Consider the following 20,347-nt stretch of genomic DNA (forward strand, 5'->3'; position numbering starts at 1 on the left):
TCGGTGAGTGTCAGGCCAGGACAAACACCGGCAAGTTTTGCTCGCCTCGCTGGATCATCCGGGCTTCGACCCGACTGCCCACTTTCATCGTCTCAGGTGCTCCCTCGATTTGGGCGAAGAAGTAATAGCCTTCGTCCATTTCGACAAAGCCCACCGTGTAGGGCGCAATCGACGCAAAGGCCGGCGTCGGGCCGCGCAACACGGTGCTGTAGGAATAGAGCGATCCGCGCCCGCTTGCGGACTGCCACTCCAGCTTGTCGGCATCGGCGTTGCAATGAGGGCAGAAGGAATGCGCGGGCCAGACGGCCTGATGACAGGCAGTGCAGCGCTGGAATTTCAACTGCCCAGCCGCCAGTCCTTCCCAATAGGGTTGGGCATCGAGCAGCCGGTAAGGCTGCGGCCAACCATCGTGCGTGTGTGTGTGGCTCATGACAGGCTCCGATGAGATTCAGGTGGCGGTGGACAGCAGCAGCACGCTGCCGGCTGCGAGCATGCCGCCCGCGCCTTGCACCAGCACGGTCTTGGGCCGGCGCGAGGGTGCGAGCCCCAGAGGCTGCCCGCGCAACTGGCGAACGGCTTCGACCATGCTGTCCATGTTGCAGGAGATGCCGGGTTGGCCGAACGACAGCCAGCCACCGTTCGTGTCGGTAGGCAGGTCGCCGTCGACGCCGGTGCGGCCTTCGCGATACAGGTTGATGCCTTGCCCCTTCTTCGCAAAGCCCAGGTCTTCCATGACGATCGGCCCCATGTGGGCGAAATTCACGGAGATCTGCGCCATGTCGACGTCGGATGGTGCCAGCCCGGCCATCTGGAACGCTTGGCGTGCGGCTTCCGCCGTTGCCGTGTGCGTGAGATTGGGCAACGCACCGAGCCCGGGGAAGGCGCACGAACGCAGGTTCATGCGATCGGTCAGGTACTCATGCGTCGTTGCTGAGCCGTACCCCAGCAGATACACCGGGTTGCGTGCGGTCTTGGCGCGTTCCGGGGACGTGACGATCAACGCACCACCCGTGCCACCGCCCCAGGTGGAACACATCCAGCGTCGCAAGGGCGAGGCGACATACGGCGATGCGAGCACCTTCTCGCGGTCGATCTCGCCATACTTGGCCTTGGCCGCATGGGGGTGATGCACCCCCCAGCGCTGGTTGGCGATCGCCACGTCTGCGAGATCGCTTTCGGTGATGCCGAACTCGTGGAAGTAGCGGCACGCGGCCTGCGCGTACAGCGCCGGGATCGTGGGCCCATACGGAATCTCATACTGTGGGTCCGCATCGGCTTCCGCGCCCATGGCCACGGCATCGACAAACAGTTCCGTGGCGTCGCTTTGCAGGCAGAGCACGTATTCCGCCTGGCCGGCGGCGATCATCTCGGTGGCCCACGTGAGCGTGGCGGTGAGCCCCGCGCCGTGCATGGTGAACTCGCTCGTGCGCTTCACCGGCATCTGCATGTGCGAGATGAAGATGTTGCTCCACTGCGAGCGCTTGTCCGCCCAGGGCGAGCGGCCCGTGTACACGGCGTCGACCTGGTCCTTGCGGATACCGGCGTCCTGTAGCGCGAGCCGCGTGGCTTCTGCGGCGAGCTGCAACGGGTCTTTGGGGTTCTTGAGTGACGCATACGCGTCGCCCATCCCAATGATGGCTGCGACTGGTTTGGGCGACATGGTTGCCATTCCTTCTGGCTCAGGCCGCTTTGAGAGCGGGCAGCGTCGAAGCCACCAGCGCGTCGAGGTCTTCGCGCTTGCGCAGCATCAGCAGGCTCCATTCGCCTTGCTGCACGATGTCGCCATCCTGGTTCAGCACCTGGATCAGAAACTTGATGACGCCGTACTTGTCGTCCTTGACCTTCTTGCCAATGACGGTGGCGCGTGCGTACACGGTGTCGTCAATCAGTACGGGCTTGAGAAAGCGCATGTTGTCGATGCCGTAGTTGGCCTGGATGCCCAGACCAAACTGGATCAGGCCGGTGGCGATCGAGTAGGTCAGGGCACCCTGCACCAGGCGCTTGCCGAAGCGGGTTTTGGACGAATAGACGATGTTCGAATGGATGGCGATCCAGTTGCCGGTCAGCGCGCAGTAGTTCACCACGTCCGTCTCGGTGATGGTGCGGCCGCCCGAGTTGAACACCTGGCCGTCCACCAGTTCATCGAAGGTCTGGCTGATTTGGTTGTTGATCAGACTCATGGTTGTTTCCTTGGTTGGTGGCTGACTCGGTATTAATTCAGGCGCATGGATTTAGCGATGATGGTTCGCTGGATCTGCGAGGTGCCGCCACCGATGGTGCATTGGATGCTTTCACGCAGGTAGCGCTCCATGTCCGCCTCGGGCAGGTTGGCGAAGCCACCGAGAATCTGCATGCCGTCGAGCGCGCACTGCTTGAGGGTTTCGGAGGCGTACAGCTTGGCCATGGACGTTTCTCTCGGCGCGGGCTGGCCCTGGGACTTGAGCGCTGCAGCGCGGTAGACGAGCAGGCGGGCCGCATCGACGCGGGTCTGGTTATCGGCCAGCATGTGCTTGAGCACCTGGAAGTTGAAGATCGGCTGGCCGAACTGAGTGCGCTGGTGCGCGTAGCGGTTGGCGTTGTTCACGGCCTCCTGCGCGTTGCCGGTGTAGGCGCCGGCGACGGCGCACCGCTCGAGTTCAAGATGGTTGAGGATGATCTCGTGCCCCTGGCCCTCGACGCCAAGGATTGCGTCTCCGGGCACGATGACGTCATCGAGGAAGATCTCGGTGGTACCGGTCGCATGGCGCGACAGCGTTGGCAGCTTGTTAATGACCATGCCCGGGGTGTTGTTCGGGATGAGCAGCATGGTCAGGCCGCCGTGCTTGTCGTTCATGTCGGTGCGCACGAGCATCGCGATGACGGTGTTGTCGGCCTGTGCGCCGGAGCAGAACATCTTCGCGCCGTTGATGACCCAATCGCCGTTCTCATTTCGGCGTGCGTGGGTCTTGGTGGCGAACACGTCCGAACCTGCGTCGGGCTCGGTCATCGATACCGAGAAGCGGATCTTGCCTTCGATGAAGGGCTGGATGTACTTGTCTCGCTGCGCCTGGGTGCCGTACTTGGCGATGTTCATTGCCGTGAAGGTTGGCACCAGGATGGCGGCGGCGAAGTCGAAGCCGTACTTGCCCAGTCCTTCGGCCATCAGCGTGTAGTCGAAGATGTCGCCGCCCGCGCCGCCTTCTTCCTCGCTGAACAACAGACCAAGCCAGCCTTGCTTGGCGATCTTGTCGTAGGCCTCGTAGGGGTAGTCACGGTTCTGATCGCACTTGCGGATGTATTCCACCGTGATCTCGTTGTCCATGAAACGGTTCACGGTATCCAGCCACATGACCTGCGACTCATTCAGAAAATTGGGTTGCACTCCAGTCTCCTCGCGTTGAAGGGTTGCATCGGCGCGATGCCGCGGTGATGCGTGCTGGAAGCGTATGCGTGGACGGCCGCTGAACCTATTGGCCTTTTTCGAACCGCAAATTCGGGTAGCCCGAAGAAGTACGGCTGGTGGGCGTTCCGCTCAGGCTGAGTCGGTGCCGGCGGCCCCGTCGGCATTGGCGCGTGGGCGATCGAGCAGCTGCTTCATCAGCGCCTGCGCAGGCGGGCTCATCGGCCGCCCACGTGCCGTGGCAATGTGGATCGCGCGTGCGGCCCAGGGCTCGGCCAGCTCGACGCTGGTAACGTGCTCGAAGAGGTCGTGGCTGAGCAGGCATTCCGGCAGCACCGTCACCCCAAGCTTTGCCTGTACGAGGCTGATGGCCACGCCGGCGCTCCTGACGCTGAAGGCAGGTGTGTAGTCCTGGCCTAGCCGCTTTGCTGCGGCGCGGTAGGCGCCCATCATCGCGCTGACGGGAATGAGGTTTTCGGGCAGGAGGTCGGCGAACGTGACGCTCGCGCGTTCGCTCAAGGGATGTAATCGTGGCACAACGGCAACGAGGCGGTCCCGGCGATAGGGCGTCACGTCCACGGCGCCAAGCTCAAGCTCATACGCCATGGCAAACACGCCGATGTCAGCGTCACCTCGGGAGACTGCCTCGACGATCTCCGCGTTCTCAACTTCGCGCAGCACAAGGTCCACCATCGGGAAATCCCGAGCGTAGTCTCCCAGCTCCCGAGCAAGAAATGGAACGATGATAGAACGGGCCGAGGCGAGGGTGACCTGGCCCCGCATGCCCTCGGTAAAGGCGGAAATTTCGCTGCGCATGCCTTCGATGTTGTCGAAGATCATGCGTGCATAGCGCACCAGCACCGCGCCCGCGGGGCTTGGGACGACGCCTTTGGGCCCTCGCTCGAGCAGCTTGACGCCCGCGATATCCTCCAGATCCTGGATGCGCTTGGTGGCGGTGGATGCTGCGATGTTTTCGCGAATTGCCGCGCGGCCGATCTGCTGTTCTTCGACGGCGGAGAGGAAGAGCCGCAACGTAAAGAGATCGACCTGTCGGATCAGGTGGAGTCGGTTGAATGAGCCCATCTTGGCCTTCGAATGTGGCGGGCGAGGGCAGCGCTTGACTCAAGCGATTGCGGCTGCCTCCCGCAGTGCGGCAATTTCGTCGGAGGTGAACCCCCAGTCTCGAAGTATTTCCTCGCTGTGCTCACCGGCGGATGCCGGTGGACGCTGGATTGCCCCAGGTGTGCGGCTGAACCGCGGCGCGGGGGCCGGTTGCACCACGCCGTCATATTCCACCAAGGTCTCGCGCGCGCGCAAGTGTGGATGGTCCGGGGCTTCTGCCATTGACAGTACTGGCGTTACGCATGCCTCGCGGCCATCGGCCAGCCTGCTCCATTCATCGCGCGTGCGCGTGCGGAAGGCAGCGGCCAATCGCTCGTGCATTTCCGGCCATCGCGTGCGGTCGTGCTGGTCTGGCATGTCGTCCTCGCGCAAGTCCAGCAACGCGAGCAGGTTGCGCCAGAACCGGGCCTCGTTGGCGCCGACGCTGACCCACAGACCATCCTTGGCCTGGTACACGTTGTACCAGGGGGCGCCGGAATCGAGCCGGTTTGTCCCGCGGTTGTCGGTCCAGTAGCCGGCGGCGCGCAGCCCGTAGAACAGCGTCATCAGCGACGCCGATCCGTCCACCATTGCCGCATCAACAACCTGCCCCTGGCCCGAGCGGTGGCTTTCCAGGATGGCGGAAACGACACCCAGCGCGAGGTACAGCGAGCCCCCGCCAAAATCGCCGGCGAGATTGAGCGGAATCACCGGCGGGCCGTCCGCCAGGCCGATGGAGTGAACCACGCCCGTCAGCGAAACGTAGTTGAGATCGTGGCCGGGCGCCTGGGCCAGCGGGCCTTCCTGGCCCCAGCCGGTCATGCGTCCGTACACCAGCCTCGGATTGGCCCGCTGGCAATCATTAGGACCAAGGCCTAGCTTCTCTGCCACACCCGGGCGAAAGCCTTCCACCAGGGCATCCGCGTTTTCGACCAGCTTGAGAACGGTGGCGACAGCCTCTTTCTTCTTCAGATCGAGCGCAAGATTGCGCCGCCCCCGATTCAACAGGTTGAAACGGGGGGCGACAGGCACGCCGCCGTCGTACCCCGGCGGACGATCGATCCGGATGACCTCGGCACCCAGGTCCGCCAGCAGCATGCAGCAGAAGGGCACGGGCCCAACGCCACCCAGCTCGACAACGCGTAGCCCAGCCAACGGACCTTTTGCACCGCGGTTCATTCTTGTCTCCTGTGGTCGTTTTCGGCGTTGCTTTGATGCTTAGAGCGCTGCCACCAGTTCCGGCACGGCCTCGAACAGGTCGGCGACCAGGCCGTAGTCCGCCACGCTGAAGATCGGCGCTTCGGCATCCTTGTTGATGGCCACGATCACCTTCGAATCCTTCATGCCGGCCAGATGCTGGATCGCGCCCGAAATGCCGCAGGCGATGTACAACGTCGGCGCAACGATCTTGCCTGTCTGCCCGACTTGCAAATCATTGGGAGCATAGCCCGCATCCACGGCGGCGCGCGATGCGCCCAGCGCAGCGCTGAGCTTGTCCGCCAGCGGCGTGAGTACTGCATTGAAGCGTTCGTTGCTGCCCAGTGCCCGGCCGCCCGAGACGATGATCGTCGCGGAGGTCAGCTCGGGGCGTTCGCTCTTGGCGATTTCCGCACTGACGAACTGGCTGCCTGCCGTACCAGCGACCGTGGGTGTCGCCTCCACCGGGGCGTTGCCTTGCGCCACGTTGGCCGGCTCGAACGAGGTGGAGCGCACCGTGATGACCTTGACGCCGTCGCTCGATTGCACGGTGGCGATGGCGTTGCCGGCGTACACGGGGCGGTCGAACGTGTCCGCGGTGTGCACCTTGATGACGTCGCTGATCTGCGCGGCATCCAGCTTGGCTGCGACGCGCGGCGCGACATTCTTTCCGCCGGCGGTGGTCGGGAAGAGGATGTGCGTGTAGTCCGTGGCGAGCGCCAGGACCTGCGCGGCGATGTTCTCTGCCAACTGGTGTTCGAACTGCGCGCCGTCGGCGTGCAGCACCTTGGACACACCGGCAACGCGTGCGGCGGCCTGTGCAGCGTCGGCAGCGTTGTGGCCGGCAATGAGGACGTGCACGTCTCCACCGCAAGCCAGGGCGGCAGTCACGGTGTTGAGCGTGGCGCCCTTGATGGACGCATTGTCGTGTTCGGCGATAACGAGAACAGCCATTTAGATCACCTTCGCTTCGTTCTTGAGTTTTTGCACCAGGGTTGCTACGTCCGGCACGATCACGCCGGCGCTGCGCTTGGACGGCTCCACTACCTTCAGCGTCTTCAGGCGCGGGGCAACGTCCACGCCCAGGTCTTCCGGCTTGACCGTGTCGAGCGGCTTCTTCTTGGCCTTCATGATGTTCGGCAGCGTCACGTAGCGCGGCTCGTTCAGGCGCAGGTCGGTGGTGACCACCGCTGGCAGCTTGAGCGAGAGGGTCTCCAGGCCGCCATCGATCTCGCGTGTGACAGTCGCCTGTTGGCCTGCGATCTCGACCTTGCTTGCGAAGGTCGCTTGCGGAAGGTCGGCCAGTGCAGCCAGCATCTGGCCGGTCTGGTTGGCGTCGTCGTCAATGGCCTGCTTGCCGAGGATGATCAGTTGCGGCTGTTCCTTGTCGACGAGCGCCTTGAGCAGCTTGGCCACGGCCAGCGGCTGCAGTTCCGCATCGGTTTCGACCAGGATGCCGCGATCGGCACCGATGGCCAGGGCGGTGCGCAGCGTTTCCTGGCACTGCGACACGCCACACGTGACCGCCACGACTTCGGTGGCAACACCTTTTTCCTTGAGACGCACGGCTTCTTCCACCGCGATTTCGTCGAAGGGATTCATCGACATCTTGACGTTGGCCAGATCCACGCCGGTGTGATCTGCCTTGACTCTGACCTTGACGTTGAAGTCGACCACGCGCTTGACGGCGACCAGAATTTTCATCGTTCCTGCTCCAGGGATTTCTATGCTCGGAAGGACGCCCGAGGTGGGCATCCGGAGTCGCTGCACCGCGTAGCGTTGTACCGAGCATGAAATACAGCCGCAGCGATGCATAGGTGCTACGCAGCATCGTCACGGTGGCAGATTGCGTCAACGCTCCAGCCGGCACCGTTCCGTACTTCGGTAGGGAAGTGCGGCATGACCGTCCCGCAGCCCGCTGGTTTCAGGCTGCTTGCGCGTTGCGGAACACTCCGTTGTACGGAACGCGTCCAACAGCCGGCGGTGATGTGTGTGGCGCTGACGTGGAGATCGGAGGGGGCGCAAGGCGTCAGGAGCTGCCGCCAGCGGCTTGCGCGACCTTGATCAGCTCATCGATGAGGTCGCGCGCGCATCCGGGCAGCCCATCAATATCGCGCACGATCACGGCGCGTTCGCGAACGGCCCACGCATCGGCCAGTTCGGAGATTTCGATCTGCATGGTCTTGCTGTGTCGTAGCGCGGCAGACAACGGCACGACGCCGATGCCCACGCCGGCTTCGATCATCCGGCACATGGCTTCGAAGCTGCGGACCTGGATGCGGATCTGCAATTTGCGCCGTTGGTCGCGCACAAGATCGGTCAGGAACGCGTGCAGCGTGCTGCCTTCGTGCAGGCTCACGTGCGGATAGTCGAGGGTGTCGGCAAAGGCGATTTCACGCGATGCCATCGCCAAGGGGTGCCCGACCGGCGTGCACAGCACCAGCTTGTCGGTGCTGAAATGCACGAGCTGCAGGTCTTCAGCGGTGATTGGGCCCGAGATGATGCCGAGGTCCGCACTGCCATCCAGCACGCCGCGCACGATGTCGCGGGTCAGCCGCTCTTGCAGGTCCACCGTCACGGCGGGGCGATCCGCCATGAACTTGGCCAGCACCTCCGGCATGAATTCGGTGACGGCGGTGGTGTTGGCGAAGATGCGGATGTGGCCGACTTCGTCCTTGGAGAATTCTTCGAAATCGCTGCGCACGTGCTCGAACTGGCGCTCGATGACGCGCGCGTGCCGCAGCAGCTTTTCACCGGCCGGGGTGAGCGACAGGCCCTTGCTCTCGCGATAGAAGAGTCGGGTGCCGAGTTGTTCTTCCAGGGCTTTGAGACGGGCGCTTGCCGCTGCCGGGGAAAGAAAGGCGCGCCGTGCGCCGCGCGAGAGGTTTTGTTCCTCGGCGATGCGCGAAAACAGTCTCAGGTCTGCGAAATCGAAGTGCATAGGGGTTCCTTGGCGCGCCACTGTAGCAAGGTGTTCCGGGGTCGGCAATTGGCGTCGTTCATCACACGTGTCCGTCTGGAAGACGCGTGCATTCGGAACAGCTGAACGCTAGCTTCGCAATTTCAAGCTTTACCCACACCGGCCTCGGCCCGAGACTAGACCGGCAATACAGTCTGCGGTGGCAGGTTCGCGCACGCTGTCCGGATCGATCTTTCAAGGCCAGTCTCCTATGCGTCCTCTCGATGGTATGACCGTCGTCTCGTTTGAACACGCGATCGCGGCTCCGTTTTGCACACGTCAACTGGCGGATCTCGGCGCGCGCGTGATCAAGATCGAACGCCCCAAGGTGGGCGATTTCGCACGCGGGTACGACGAACGCGTGAATGGTTTGTCGTCGCACTTTGCCTGGACCAATCGCTCGAAAGAGAGCCTGACGCTCGATGTGAAGCATCCGGAGGCGTCGACTATTCTGGAACGTTTGCTCGACAAGGCGGACGTGCTGGTGCAGAACCTTGCACCCGGCGCGGCTGAACGCCTTGGCCTGTCATACGAAACACAATCGAAGGTGCGTCCTCGCTTGATTGTGTGTGACATCTCCGGCTATGGCAATGACGGCCCGTACCGCGACAAGAAGGCGTATGACCTGCTGATCCAGGCGGAGGCGGGCTTTCTGTCGATCACCGGTACGGCGGAGCAACCGTCCAAGGCCGGATGCTCGATTGCCGACATCTCGGCCGGCATGTACGCCTACACGAATATCCTGGCGGCGCTGCTGCAGCGCAATAAGACGAACCAGGGCGCGCACATCGATATCTCCATGCTCGAAAGCATGACTGAATGGATGACCTATCCGCTGTACTACGCGTACGAAGGCGCGGCACCGCCGCCGCGCGCCGGTGCCGCGCACGCGACGATCTTTCCCTATGGCCCGTTCAAGGCGGGTGATGGCAAGACCGTCATCCTGGGTCTGCAGAACGAGCGTGAGTGGGAGGTGTTCTGCCGCGTTGTGCTCGAGAAACCTGAAATGGCTTCCGACCCGCACTTCGCCTCGAACTCGCTGCGCACGAAGAACCGCGAGTCACTGACCACTCTGATTCACCACGTGTTTGCAGCATTGACGGCCGAGGCGATTGTGGAGCGGCTCGACCGAGCGCAGATCGCCAATGCGCGCATGAACGACATGCACGACCTCTGGCAGCACCCGCAACTCAAGGCGCGCGGCAGGTGGACGGAAGTGTCGTCGCCCGTCGGCACGATCCCCGCCCTCTACCCACCCGGCATGCCCGGCGCCTTCGAACCCCGGATGGATGGCGTACCCGCGCTGGGCCAGCATAGCCAGGCCATTCTGGGCGAACTCGGCTATGCGCCATCCGAAATCGATGCGCTTGCCGAGGCTGGCGCTATCTGAAGCGAGCGGCCCGGTCGCGCGTCCTGTCTGTTCGTCATTCACCCGATCCACGATGTCTACATCACGTTCCTCCCGCTCGTATCTCTTTGTGCCCGCCAACCGTCCCGAGCGTTTTGCCAAAGCGCAGGCTGCTGGTGCGGACGCCGTAATCCTGGACCTCGAAGATGCGGTGTCGATTGACGACAAAGACCACGCCCGCCAGCAGCTTGCCGATTACCTTGAAGGCGGCGGTACCGGCATCGTGCGCGTCAACAGCATCGAGACACGCTGGCATGACGATGACATGCGGTTGTGTGCCTTGCCCGGTGTGCAGGCCGTCATGCTGCCCAAGGCCAACAGCGCGGGGGACATCGTGGCGGCACGCTCGCACATGCCTGCGTCTGTGCCGCTGCTGCCGCTCATCGAGACGGCCCGGGGCATGGCCAACGCCAACGGCATTGCCGCTGCGCCGGGTGTGAGTCGCCTCGTCTTCGGTACGGTGGACTTCCGTACCGAGCTGGGCATTGACGGTGACGAAGCCGAGTTGCTGACCTTTCGCTCGACGCTGGTGCTGGCCTCGGCGCTGGCGGAGATCGAGTCGCCGGTTGATGGCGTCACGGTGGAGATCGGCAACGTTGATCTGCTAAGAGCCGCGTGTGTGCGCAGCCGGCGCCTGGGTTTTGGCGGCAAGTTGTGTATCCACCCCAGTCAGGTCGGCGCAGTCAATGCGGCGTTCAGCCCGAGCGCGGCCGAGCTGGACTGGGCGCGGCGCGTGGTCGATCTCGCCCGGTCCAGCCCCGGCGCTTTCCAGCTCGACGGAAAGATGGTCGATGCCCCGGTGATTGCTCGCGCCGAGCAGTTGCTGCGCCTGGCGCCCGTGCCTGCCGCCTGAGCGTCGAACGCGAATCCTCATCCACCAGAAATCCAGCATGAACACAATCCGTAGCGTGCTCGTCGCCAACCGTGGCGAGATTGCCGTGCGCGTTATGCGCGCCGCAGCCGAACTTGGCATGCGCACCGTCGCAATCTATTCGCATCAGGACAGATTTGCGCAGCACCGGTTCAAGGCGGACGAGAGCTATCTCGTCGGCAAGGGGCGCAAGCCGGTCGATGCCTATCTCGATATCGATGACATTCTGCGCATTGCCATCGAGGCCGGTGTTGATGCGATCCACCCCGGATATGGCTTTCTTTCCGAGAACCCCGACTTTGCAGAGCGCTGCACGCAAGCCGGCATCACGTTTGTCGGGCCGACGTCTGGGGTGATGCGTCAGCTTGGCAACAAGGTGGCGGCGCGGGAATTGGCAATGGGCGTTGGTGTGCCGATGGTGCCGGCCACAGGCGCCTTGCCAGACGATGAGCAGGAGATCCGGCGTCTGGGTGCGGAGATCGGCTATCCCATCATGCTCAAGGCCAGCTGGGGCGGTGGCGGGCGCGGCATGCGTGCCATCCTGCGCGAGGAGGACTTGCTTGAGGCGGTGACCTCGGCGCGGCGCGAGGCGAAGGCCGCGTTTGGCAACGACGAGGTGTATCTCGAAAAATTCATCGCGCGCGCCAAGCACGTCGAGGTGCAGATTCTGGGCGATTTGCACGGCAACATCGTGCACCTGTTCGAGCGTGACTGCTCCGTGCAGCGCCGCAATCAGAAGGTGGTGGAGCGAGCGCCGGCGCCGTATCTCACGCAACCCCAGCGCGAGGCCCTGTGTGCCGAGGCGCTGAAGCTCGCCAGGGCGGTCGGCTATACCCATGCGGGCACGGTCGAATTCCTGATGGATGCCGATACCGAGGCGTTCTACTTCATCGAGGTGAACCCGCGCATCCAGGTCGAGCACACGGTGACGGAGGAAGTCACCGGCATCGATATCGTGAAGGCCCAACTGCGGGTTTCCGAAGGCGAGCGCATCGGAGACCCGGGAGCCGCGGTGCCTGCGCAGGACTCGATCCGGCTGCGCGGCCACGCGGTGCAGTGCCGCGTGACGACGGAAGACCCCGAGAACGGTTTCGCCCCCGACCACGGCAAGATGACCACCTACCGAAGCGCAGCGGGCTTCGGTATCCGGCTGGACGCGGGGACGGCCTACTCGGGCGCGATCGTGACGCCTTACTACGATTCGCTGCTGGTCAAGGTGACGTGCAAGGGGCGCGATCCGCAAGAAGCAAACGAGCGGATGAGCCGCGCGCTGAGAGAGTTCCGTATTCGCGGCGTGGCGACCAACCTCGCCTTCCTCGATAACGTGATCAATCACCCGGATTTTCAATCGGGCAACTGCACCACGCGCTTCATCGACAGCACGCCATCGCTGTTCCAGTTCAGGGAGCGGAAGGATCGCGCCACCAAGATCCTGAACTACATTGCCGACGTCAACATCAACGGCAATCCGGATCTGAAGGGGCGGGCGTTTCCGCGAGCTGTGGTGTTTGAGCCGCCGGTACCGGCCGTCGATCTTTCCCAAGCCGTGCCCGGAGGCTCGCGTGACTTGTTGGCCAAACTGGGGCCCGCGGGCCTCGCCGCCTGGATGCGCGAGCAGAACGGCGTGCTGCTGACTGACACCACCATGCGAGACGCACACCAGTCGCTGCTTGCGACTCGCATGCGCACACGCGACATGGTGGCGATCGCCCCGACTTACGCGCGGCAACTGGCGGGCTTGTTCTCCCTGGAATGCTGGGGTGGGGCCACTTTTGACGTGGCCATGCGCTTTCTGAAGGAGGACCCGTGGAGCCGTCTGACGCAACTTCGGCAGGCGGTGCCAAACATCCTGTTCCAGATGCTGTTGCGTGGCTCCAATGGCGTGGGGTACACGAACTACGCCGACAACGTGGTCCGCTACTTCGTGCAGTGCGCGGTGGCCGAAGGCATCGATATCTTCCGCGTGTTCGATTCGTTCAACTGGATCGAGAACATGCGGGTGGCGATGGATGCCGTGATTGAAGCCGGTGGCGTTTGCGAGGGGACGATCTGCTACACCGGCGACCTGTTCGACCCCGCACGCAGCAAGTACAACATCCGGTACTACGTCGACTTGGCCAAGCAGCTGGAAAAGGCCGGCGCACATATTCTTGGCGTCAAGGACATGGCGGGCATCTGCCGGCCGCAGGCGGCCACGGCGCTGATTACGGCGCTCAAGAACGAAGTCGGTCTGCCCATCCATTTCCATACGCACGACACCAGCGGGGGCGCCGTGGCGACCGTGCTGGCAGCGGTGGCCGCCGGCGTGGACGCGGTGGATGGCGCCGTGGACGCCATGAGTGGGCTGACGTCGCAACCAAGCCTGGGAGCGATTTGCGCCGCCCTGGAACACGATGAACGGCGGCCTGCGATTCACTTCAAGGATCTTCAGCCCGTATCGCGCTATTGGGAGATGGTGCGCGGCAACTACGCGCCGTTCGAGGCCGAGATGCGTGCCGGCACGTCAGACGTATATCGCCACGAAATGCCTGGTGGGCAATACACCAACCTGCGCGAGCAGGCGCGCGCGATGGGCCTGGATGACCAATGGCCTGCCATCGCACAGGCCTATGCGGATGTGAACGTGCTGTTTGGCGATATCGTCAAGGTCACGCCGTCGTCCAAGGTCGTGGGCGACATGGCCTTGCACATGGTGGCGAACCAGATCACCAGTGAGGACGTCCTGAACCCGGACCGCGAGATCGCGGTGCCGGATTCCGTGGTGTCCATGTTCCGTGGCGAGATGGGGTATCCCGCCGATGGCTTTCCTGCTGCGGTGCAGAAGAAGCTTGCCAAGGGCGGCCAGCCGATCGAGGGCCGGGCCGGCGCGCATATTCCCGCGGTGGACCTGGAGGCTGCGCGCGCAGAGGCCAGTCAGGCGGTCGGGGGCGCCCTGGATGACAACGACTTGGCGTCGTACCTGATGTATCCAAAGGTCTTCACCGACTTCTGCGCGCACCACGCGCGGTACGGCGACGTCTCGATCCTGCCCACGCCGGTCTTCTTTTACGGATTGAGCACCGGCCAGGAAATTACGGTTGAACTGGAGAAGGGGAAAACCCTGTTCGTCAGCCTGAATGCCCAGGCAGAGGCGGATGCGGACGGCTCGGTGCGTCTGTTCTTTGACGTGAACGGGCAGCCGCGAAGCATTCGCGCGAGCCTGCGTTCGTCAGCGCGTGCGAATGATGTGCGCATGGCGGAAGCCGGCAATGCCGCCCATGTTCCTGCGCCCATGCAGGGGACCGTGATTTCGGTGGCCGTTCAGCCAGGGCAGGCAGTGAAGAAGGGCGACACGGTGGCGGTGATCGAAGCGATGAAGATGGAGTGCAGCATGCCGGCGGAGGTGGCCGGCACGGTTCACGCCATCTGCGTCAAGGCGGGGGATGCGGTTCGTGCCGGGCAACTGATGGTCGAGATCGCTGCGGCTTAAGTCAGCCGTGCAGCGCCGGGCTGGCGGCAGCCCGGCGCTGGATTCGCTGCCATGCTGTCCGTCGGCGTCTTACTTTTTCATGCGCGACGGCTGGTGGAACGCAGGCCAACGCTGCAAGACCAGCTCGCGTGACGCGCCGTACGCGTAGCAACTGTCCACCTTAAGCGGTTTGCCACTGGCATCGGTCGCGTCCAACTGGAGCGGTGCTCGCAGCGAGTTGACTGCTTGGAGTGCCGCCGTTGCCAGCGTCAGCATGAGCTCTCTCAGGTGCGTGCAAGTCTCTCCGGGCGGCAGGCGCTTGCGCACTTCGTTGCTCCAGCCCGCGCCGATGCGTAGCCCCACCAGCGCCTGCAGGGATTCGCCACCACCAGGGCACTCGCGGTAAGGGTACGCGTGGATGAACGTGCTGACTTGGCGCACAACCATATCGAAGTCGAACACGACGCGCACGCCCATATCGTGAATGGGATCGTGGGCCGGTACGGTTCGCGTGCTGCTCGGTGGCGTGAAGTCATGCGACTTGCGGTCGGTCAACTGCCCTTCGATCTCGAACAGGCCATCACTGCGCCGGAAGCCGCAGAAATCGATCCGCCGGGAGTGAAGCGGTTCGCGGGTGATGCTTTCCGGGGTGGCGTTCGGTCCGTCTTGCTGCGCAAAGGTCATTGCATCGTCTCCATTAAATGCATTGCGGTATTGGAAGGCGTGTCAACGTGCGTCGCCTCGCATGCGCGCGACGGTTTGCAGGGATACGCCAAACCAGTCATGGAATGTCGCTTCCAGATCGCCACCGGCCCAGCCAATCCGGTGCTTTAGATGGGCGACGGGTAGGTTGGTCTGCATCGATTCAAAAAATGCACGCATGAGCCGCTGGGTCTTGCAGATCTGTCCGAGGGCTGCCCCGCGTGCAAAGAGCAGTTGCCGAAGCCGCTCGGGCTTGATGCCGACGGCGCCGCCCGCAGACTGAAGATTCCAGGTGGACTCCGGTTCCAGAAACACCAGTCTGGACAGGAGCAGCGGCAGGGCCGGTGTTTGAGCGATGGCTGCCAAGGCGTCATTGGACGGAGTCGCGCCAGCCATGCATTCGTCCAGCTCGACCGTGCATTCGGCGGCGTGGAGCCGGTCTCCGCTGAGCAGAAGATCGAAGGATTCAAGCTCGGGGATGCAGACCGCACGCCCAGCCGCCAGGCGCCACTGATAACCGCGCCGCCGGATGCTGTGCCCGGTCTCCTGAGCGGTGATCGTGATCGGGAATGCGGGCACGAACCGCTGCAACTGGACCGCTGACCGGCACTGGAATCGAATATGCATGACAGACCATCGTCAGAAAAACACCTGATGTGATCCTGTCAAACTCGCGCGCTCACGGCCATCTGAATGTTCCGAAGGCACCGTTCGGCGGATGCGAACCGGGGCGTTCGTCCTACGCGAAGCGTCCCTTCCGAAGAATGGAATTTGAAGCGCGGCGTGACCGGTGCATAGTCGTCGTGAAGCAATCGGCGATGGATACGAAAATGGACATTGAGACGCTCCGGCAGTGGGTCGGCCGGACAGAAACACTCGAAGACGAGATCACCGCGTTCCCGATGCGGGCGCTCGGCGCGACGCTTGACATCAGCATGTGGCCCGTCGAGAAGGGCAGCGTTCTTCCGCCGCTTTGGCACTGGCTGTACTTTCACCAGCCAGCGGCACGATCGCAGTTGGGCGGGGACGGTCATCCGGCACGCGGCGGATTCCTGCCGCCCGTTCCGCTGCCGCGCCGCATGTGGGCCGGCGGGCGTTTGCAGTTCTATCAGCCGCTGTGGGTGGGCGAGGTTGCCTCCAAGCACTCGCGCATTCTGGACGTGAGTGCGAAGACAGGCCGCACGGGCTCGCTGGCTTTCGTGACGGTGGAGCATAAGCATTGCAGCGCGCGCGGGCTTGCCGTGACCGAGCAGCAGGACATCGTGTATCGGGAAGAATCGCAGCCGGGTGCGCCGCTGCCGCCGCCGGTGCTCGCACCTACCGACGAGGAATGGGCGCAAGACATGGTGGCCGATCCCGTGCTGCTGTTCCGCTTTTCCGCATTGACCTTCAACGGCCATCGCATCCACTACGACCAGGACTACTCGCGAAACGTCGAGCACTACCCAGGCCTGGTCGTGCATGGGCCCATGCTGGCCATGTTGTTGCTGGAGTCGGTCCGCCGCAAATTTTCCGACTGCGTCGTCCTGAGCTTCGAATTCAAGGGCGTGCGGCCGACGTTTGTTGGTCAGCGCTTTCAGGTTTGCGGCAAGCGCGATTCGGCGGGGTCGAAGGTGCTGCTCTGGGTGCGCCAGGAAGACGGTGCACTCGCGATGACCGCGTCTGCCGAAATTGAGTAACACCCATCACCGAATTGGAGAGTGTTGTGCAGAATCGAACCGATGAATATCAGGAAATCCGCGAAGCCGTACGGGATCTCTGCAGCCAGTTTCCTGCAGAGTATTTCCGCAAGATCGACGAGAAGCGTGGCTACCCCGAGGACTTCGTCAACGCGCTGACCTCCGCAGGCTGGCTCGCCGCGCTGATTCCGGAAGAGTACGGCGGCTCGGGGCTTGGCCTAGCGCAGGCGTCGGTGATCATGGAAGAGATCAACCGATCCGGCGGCAACTCGGGCGCGTGCCATGGCCAGATGTACAACATGGGGACGCTGCTGCGTCACGGGTCGGACGCGCAGAAGCGCGAATACCTGCCCAAGATCGCAAGCGGCGAACTGCGTCTGCAGTCGATGGCCGTGACAGAGCCCACCACCGGCACCGACACCACCCGCATCAAAACCGTGGCGATCAAAAAGGGTGATCGCTATGTGGTGAACGGGCAGAAAGTCTGGATCTCGCGCGTGCAGCATTCGGACCTGCTGATTCTCCTGGCGCGCACGACGCCGCTGGCTGAGTGCAAGAAGAAGTCCGAGGGCATGTCGATTTTTCTGGTGGACCTGCGGGAGGCGGTCGGTAACGGCCTGACCGTCCAGCCGATCATCAACATGGTCAACCATGAGACCAACGAGTTGTTCTTCGACAACCTGGAAATTCCGGCCGAGAACCTGATCGGCGAGGAAGGCAAGGGATTCAAGTACATCCTGGACGGCTTGAATGCGGAGCGTACCCTGATCGCCGCAGAGTGCATCGGTGACGGCTACTGGTTCATCGACAAGGTCACCAAGTACGTCAACGAGCGCGTGGTGTTCGGGCGCCCGATTGGGCAGAACCAGGGTGTGCAGTTTCCGATAGCCAAGGCCTTCGTCAATATCGAGGCGGCCAACCTGATGCGCTTCAAGGCCGCCAAGCTGTTTGATGCCCACCAGCCGTGCGGTGCAGAAGCGAACATGGCCAAAATGCTGGCCGCAGACGCATCTTGGGAAGCCGCTAACGCGTGTCTGCAGTATCACGGCGGCTTTGGTTTCGCGGCCGAATACGATGTGGAGCGCAAGTTCCGTGAAACGCGCCTGTATCAAGTGGCGCCCATCTCCACGAACCTGATCCTCTCATTCGTTGGCGAACACATGTTGGGCATGCCACGCTCGTTCTAACGGTTGGCAGTCGATAAAAAAGGGCGCCTGGCAGCAGGCGCCCTTTGTCTTTTGTGTCCGCCCCGGTGTATCGGGGCGGACAGCGATTTCGTCAGGCGGCAATCTCGCGGATCATGTTGCGAGCGATCACCAGTTGCTGAATCTGCGTGGTGCCTTCATAGATGCGGAAGAGGCGGACGTCACGGTAGAAGCGCTCGATGCCGTATTCGCTCATGTACCCGGCGCCGCCAAAGATCTGCACGGCGCGGTCGGCAACGCGACCGCACATCTCGGAGGCAAACAGCTTCGCGCACGACGCTTCGGTGCTCACGTTGAGCCCGGCATCGCGGCGTCGCGCGGCGTCGATCACCATGCTGCGTGCGGCGTAGATTTCCGCCTTGCTGTCGGCCAGCATGGCTTGCACGAGCTGGAATTCACCGATCGGCTGACCGAACTGCTTGCGCTCGACGGCGTATTGCAGCGCATCGGCCAGCATGCGCTCGGCAACGGCCACGCAGATCGAGGCGATATGCAGGCGGCCCTTGTCCAGCACCTTCATTGCCGTCTTGAAACCCCGGCCCTCGACGCCACCGATGATGTTTTCCGCCGGAACACGGCAGTTTTCGAAGATCACGTCGCATGTATGCGAGCCCTTGTGGCCCATCTTCTTATCGATCTTGCCCAGGCTGATGCCAGGCGACTTCGCATCGACGATGAACGCAGAGATGCCCGCGCTGCCTTTCTCGCTAGGGTTGGTGCGTGCCATGAGCGTGAAGATGCCGGCGTGCGGGGCATTGGTGATGAAGCGCTTGGTGCCGTTGACGACGTAGTGGTCGCCATCGCGGATGGCCGTCGTGCGCAGCGACGACGCGTCGGAACCCGAGCCCGGCTCGGTCAGCGCAAACGAGGCAATCAGATCACCGGTTGCCAAGCGCGGCAGATATTTGTCTTTCTGCTCTTGCGTGCCATCGAGCAGGATGCCTTGCGAGCCGATGCCAACGGTGGTGCCAATGAGTGAGCGGAACGCGGGCGAAGTCTTGCCCAGTTCGAGCATGGCAAGCACCTCTTCCTCCATGGTGAGCTCCAGGCCGCCGTACGACTCGGGAATGGTCAGGCCGAACAGCCCCATCTCCTTCATGTCCGCGACGATGTCGGGCGGAATCTCATCGGTATCCGCAACGGTGACCTCATTCGGCACTAGGCGCTCGCGTACGAACCGCGCGATGTTGTCCAGGAGGACGTTCAGTGTTTCTTGATCTCGAATCATGACAAGTCTCGCAATTTGACGCTTTGATGCTCGGCGCCGAGCCCGTGAGCGTCAATGCGCGGTGGGCTCCCGTTCCGTACTTTGGTTGGAACCGCAGCCGGCGTCCGGTCTGGTTGCATGCATGGCGCAAAGACTTTCAGCAGCACTCGGCTCCTCCGTCATTTCGAAGTACGGAATGTCGGAAGAGACTTGCTTGACCCGGGGTATCTCACGCACGAGATTGTTGGCATGCCCCGCGCGCTTCGTCTGCGGGATGATTTTCCGAACCCGTCATGTCAACGCAGCTCAACCCTCAACACCTTCTCTCGCGGCCATTCGCTCCCATCGAGCATGTTTATGGGGCGCGCGATACGCAGCTGTATGCCCTGGGCGTCGGACTGGGCGCCGATCCGCTGGATGTCGGTCAACTGCGATTTGTCTACGAAGGTGTTGAAGGCGAGGCGCTGCAGGCCATGCCGACGCTAGCCAATGTGCTGGCGTATCCCGGCTTCTGGGCGCGTGAGCCGGACACGGGCATCAACTGGCGTCATGTGGTGCACGCCGAGCAGCAGATCGTTCTGCACCGGCCGCTGCAGCCTGCCGGACGCGTCGTCGGTCACAACCGGGTGACTGCGTTGTGGGACAAGGGCCCGGAAAAGGGCGCGTTGATGGAGCAGCAGCGCGAGGTGCGCGATGCCGAGCACGGCACCTTGCTCGCCACGGTCACGCAGTTGAGCCTGCTGCGCCGCGACGGCGGCTTTGGCCCGGGCGGCACCGAAGGCAGTACACCGGCACCACACGCCATTCCCGCGCGGGAGCCGGATGCAGTCTGTGATCTCCCAACACTGGCGCAAGCGGCGCTGATCTATCGGCTCAGCGGTGATTTCAACCCGTTGCACGCCGATCCAGAAGTCGCACGCGCTGCCGGATTCGATCGACCGATCCTGCACGGCATGGCAACGATGGGCGTTGCCGCACATGCGGTACTGCGCTCCGTGCTGGACTACGACGCTGCGCGCTTTGGTGCGATACGCGTGCGATTTACCGCGCCGGCCATTCCGGGTGACACGCTGCGCACCGAACTTTGGCGGGACGGCAACGTGATTTCCCTACGCACCACGGCGCTTGAGCGCGGCGTGGTTGTGCTCAACAACGGGCGCGTCGATTTAAACCAGTAATAGAAGCGAGTTA

The 20,347-nt window shown here is 63.1% G+C and carries 18 protein-coding genes; 6 read left to right on the top strand and 12 right to left on the bottom strand.

Going from position 1 to position 20,347, the window contains the following annotated elements:
* Window positions 1-10: 10 nt before the first annotated feature.
* The 9 genes from NG900_RS06370 to NG900_RS06410 all read right to left on the bottom strand — a co-directional run bounded on the left by NG900_RS06370 (window position 11) and on the right by NG900_RS06410 (window position 8,618).
* Window positions 11-430: a Zn-ribbon domain-containing OB-fold protein gene (locus tag NG900_RS06370; protein WP_252678095.1), complete on the bottom strand. Its 420-nt coding sequence runs from the start codon at window positions 428-430 to the stop codon at window positions 11-13.
* An 18-nt stretch (window positions 431-448) separates the two neighbouring features.
* The gene (locus NG900_RS06375) at window positions 449-1,660 is read right to left on the bottom strand and encodes a thiolase family protein (RefSeq protein ID WP_252678097.1); all 1,212 of its coding nucleotides are present in this window, start codon (window positions 1,658-1,660) and stop codon (window positions 449-451) included.
* Between the two features lie 19 nt (window positions 1,661-1,679).
* A complete protein-coding gene (locus NG900_RS06380; protein WP_252678099.1) occupies window positions 1,680-2,180 on the bottom strand; it encodes a MaoC/PaaZ C-terminal domain-containing protein in 501 nt (166 codons plus the stop codon).
* Between the two features lie 32 nt (window positions 2,181-2,212).
* Window positions 2,213-3,361, bottom strand: coding sequence for an acyl-CoA dehydrogenase family protein (locus tag NG900_RS06385; protein ID WP_252678101.1), 1,149 nt, complete (start codon window positions 3,359-3,361; stop codon window positions 2,213-2,215).
* 150 nt (window positions 3,362-3,511) lie between these two features.
* Window positions 3,512-4,462 carry a LysR family transcriptional regulator gene (locus tag NG900_RS06390; RefSeq protein WP_252678103.1) on the bottom strand — a complete coding sequence of 317 codons (951 nt, stop codon included), beginning with the start codon at window positions 4,460-4,462 and terminating at the stop codon, window positions 3,512-3,514.
* Window positions 4,463-4,501: 39 nt separating this feature from the next.
* On the bottom strand, window positions 4,502-5,659 hold the full coding sequence (locus NG900_RS06395; protein WP_252678105.1) for a CaiB/BaiF CoA transferase family protein: 1,158 nt from the start codon (window positions 5,657-5,659) through the stop codon (window positions 4,502-4,504).
* Window positions 5,660-5,698: 39 nt separating this feature from the next.
* Window positions 5,699-6,631, bottom strand: a complete 933-nt coding sequence (locus tag NG900_RS06400; protein WP_252678107.1) for an electron transfer flavoprotein subunit alpha/FixB family protein — start codon at window positions 6,629-6,631, stop codon at window positions 5,699-5,701.
* Window positions 6,632-7,381 carry an electron transfer flavoprotein subunit beta/FixA family protein gene (locus tag NG900_RS06405; RefSeq protein WP_252678109.1) on the bottom strand — a complete coding sequence of 250 codons (750 nt, stop codon included), beginning with the start codon at window positions 7,379-7,381 and terminating at the stop codon, window positions 6,632-6,634. It abuts the gene before it with no gap.
* Window positions 7,382-7,706: 325 nt separating this feature from the next.
* The gene (locus tag NG900_RS06410) at window positions 7,707-8,618 is read right to left on the bottom strand and encodes a LysR family transcriptional regulator (protein WP_252678111.1); all 912 of its coding nucleotides are present in this window, start codon (window positions 8,616-8,618) and stop codon (window positions 7,707-7,709) included.
* 229 nt (window positions 8,619-8,847) lie between these two features.
* On the opposite strand from NG900_RS06410, the gene NG900_RS06415 reads away from it, so the two are divergent.
* From NG900_RS06415 to NG900_RS06425, 3 genes are read left to right on the top strand one after another with little or no spacing between them, the layout of a single operon-like run.
* Entirely contained in the window at window positions 8,848-10,026 is a 1,179-nt protein-coding gene (locus NG900_RS06415; RefSeq protein ID WP_252678113.1) for a CaiB/BaiF CoA transferase family protein, read from the top strand.
* Between the two features lie 52 nt (window positions 10,027-10,078).
* Window positions 10,079-10,897 (top strand): HpcH/HpaI aldolase/citrate lyase family protein, encoded by an 819-nt coding sequence (locus NG900_RS06420; protein ID WP_252678115.1) that lies wholly within the window; start codon window positions 10,079-10,081, stop codon window positions 10,895-10,897.
* Between the two features lie 37 nt (window positions 10,898-10,934).
* A complete protein-coding gene (locus NG900_RS06425) occupies window positions 10,935-14,384 on the top strand; it encodes a pyruvate carboxylase (RefSeq protein WP_252678123.1) in 3,450 nt (1,149 codons plus the stop codon).
* Window positions 14,385-14,453: 69 nt separating this feature from the next.
* On the opposite strand, the gene NG900_RS06430 is transcribed toward NG900_RS06425, so the two are convergent.
* Both NG900_RS06430 and NG900_RS06435 read right to left on the bottom strand, forming a co-directional pair.
* Complete coding sequence (locus tag NG900_RS06430; RefSeq protein WP_252678125.1) at window positions 14,454-15,047, bottom strand: DUF2889 domain-containing protein; 594 nt, start codon at window positions 15,045-15,047, stop codon at window positions 14,454-14,456.
* A 42-nt stretch (window positions 15,048-15,089) separates the two neighbouring features.
* A complete protein-coding gene (locus tag NG900_RS06435) occupies window positions 15,090-15,692 on the bottom strand; it encodes a hypothetical protein (protein WP_252678127.1) in 603 nt (200 codons plus the stop codon).
* Between the two features lie 203 nt (window positions 15,693-15,895).
* Between NG900_RS06435 and NG900_RS06440 the strand changes: the two genes are divergently transcribed.
* Both NG900_RS06440 and NG900_RS06445 read left to right on the top strand, forming a co-directional pair.
* Window positions 15,896-16,744 (top strand): HTD2 family dehydratase, encoded by an 849-nt coding sequence (locus NG900_RS06440; protein WP_252678468.1) that lies wholly within the window; start codon window positions 15,896-15,898, stop codon window positions 16,742-16,744.
* A gap of 26 nt (window positions 16,745-16,770) precedes the next feature.
* Entirely contained in the window at window positions 16,771-17,931 is a 1,161-nt protein-coding gene (locus tag NG900_RS06445; protein ID WP_252678129.1) for an acyl-CoA dehydrogenase family protein, read from the top strand.
* A 91-nt stretch (window positions 17,932-18,022) separates the two neighbouring features.
* Here NG900_RS06445 and NG900_RS06450 read toward each other — a convergent pair whose 3' ends face one another.
* Window positions 18,023-19,177, bottom strand: coding sequence for an acyl-CoA dehydrogenase family protein (locus NG900_RS06450; protein ID WP_252678131.1), 1,155 nt, complete (start codon window positions 19,175-19,177; stop codon window positions 18,023-18,025).
* A gap of 272 nt (window positions 19,178-19,449) precedes the next feature.
* Between NG900_RS06450 and NG900_RS06455 the strand changes: the two genes are divergently transcribed.
* Window positions 19,450-20,334: a MaoC family dehydratase gene (locus NG900_RS06455; RefSeq protein ID WP_252678133.1), complete on the top strand. Its 885-nt coding sequence runs from the start codon at window positions 19,450-19,452 to the stop codon at window positions 20,332-20,334.
* Window positions 20,335-20,347 lie beyond the last annotated feature (13 nt).

The organism is Ralstonia soli, from assembly GCF_023955655.1.
GTDB lineage: Bacteria > Pseudomonadota > Gammaproteobacteria > Burkholderiales > Burkholderiaceae > Ralstonia > Ralstonia soli.

Excerpts from the sequence above, each read along its gene's own strand:
- NG900_RS06410 (WP_252678111.1), bottom strand. The coding sequence starts at position 8,618 with ATGCACTTCGATTTCGCAGACCTGAGACTGTTTTCGCGCATCGCCGAG.
- NG900_RS06415 (WP_252678113.1), top strand. The coding sequence starts at position 8,848 with ATGCGTCCTCTCGATGGTATGACCGTCGTCTCGTTTGAACACGCGATC.
- NG900_RS06380 (WP_252678099.1), bottom strand. The coding sequence starts at position 2,180 with ATGAGTCTGATCAACAACCAAATCAGCCAGACCTTCGATGAACTGGTG.
- NG900_RS06420 (WP_252678115.1), top strand. The coding sequence starts at position 10,079 with ATGTCTACATCACGTTCCTCCCGCTCGTATCTCTTTGTGCCCGCCAAC.
- NG900_RS06435 (WP_252678127.1), bottom strand. The coding sequence starts at position 15,692 with ATGCATATTCGATTCCAGTGCCGGTCAGCGGTCCAGTTGCAGCGGTTC.
- NG900_RS06425 (WP_252678123.1), top strand. The coding sequence starts at position 10,935 with ATGAACACAATCCGTAGCGTGCTCGTCGCCAACCGTGGCGAGATTGCC.
- NG900_RS06395 (WP_252678105.1), bottom strand. The coding sequence starts at position 5,659 with ATGAACCGCGGTGCAAAAGGTCCGTTGGCTGGGCTACGCGTTGTCGAG.
- NG900_RS06440 (WP_252678468.1), top strand. The coding sequence starts at position 15,896 with ATGGACATTGAGACGCTCCGGCAGTGGGTCGGCCGGACAGAAACACTC.
- NG900_RS06390 (WP_252678103.1), bottom strand. The coding sequence starts at position 4,462 with ATGGGCTCATTCAACCGACTCCACCTGATCCGACAGGTCGATCTCTTT.
- NG900_RS06370 (WP_252678095.1), bottom strand. The coding sequence starts at position 430 with ATGAGCCACACACACACGCACGATGGTTGGCCGCAGCCTTACCGGCTG.
- NG900_RS06400 (WP_252678107.1), bottom strand. The coding sequence starts at position 6,631 with ATGGCTGTTCTCGTTATCGCCGAACACGACAATGCGTCCATCAAGGGC.
- NG900_RS06405 (WP_252678109.1), bottom strand. The coding sequence starts at position 7,381 with ATGAAAATTCTGGTCGCCGTCAAGCGCGTGGTCGACTTCAACGTCAAG.
- NG900_RS06375 (WP_252678097.1), bottom strand. The coding sequence starts at position 1,660 with ATGTCGCCCAAACCAGTCGCAGCCATCATTGGGATGGGCGACGCGTAT.
- NG900_RS06430 (WP_252678125.1), bottom strand. The coding sequence starts at position 15,047 with ATGACCTTTGCGCAGCAAGACGGACCGAACGCCACCCCGGAAAGCATC.
- NG900_RS06450 (WP_252678131.1), bottom strand. The coding sequence starts at position 19,177 with ATGATTCGAGATCAAGAAACACTGAACGTCCTCCTGGACAACATCGCG.
- NG900_RS06455 (WP_252678133.1), top strand. The coding sequence starts at position 19,450 with ATGTCAACGCAGCTCAACCCTCAACACCTTCTCTCGCGGCCATTCGCT.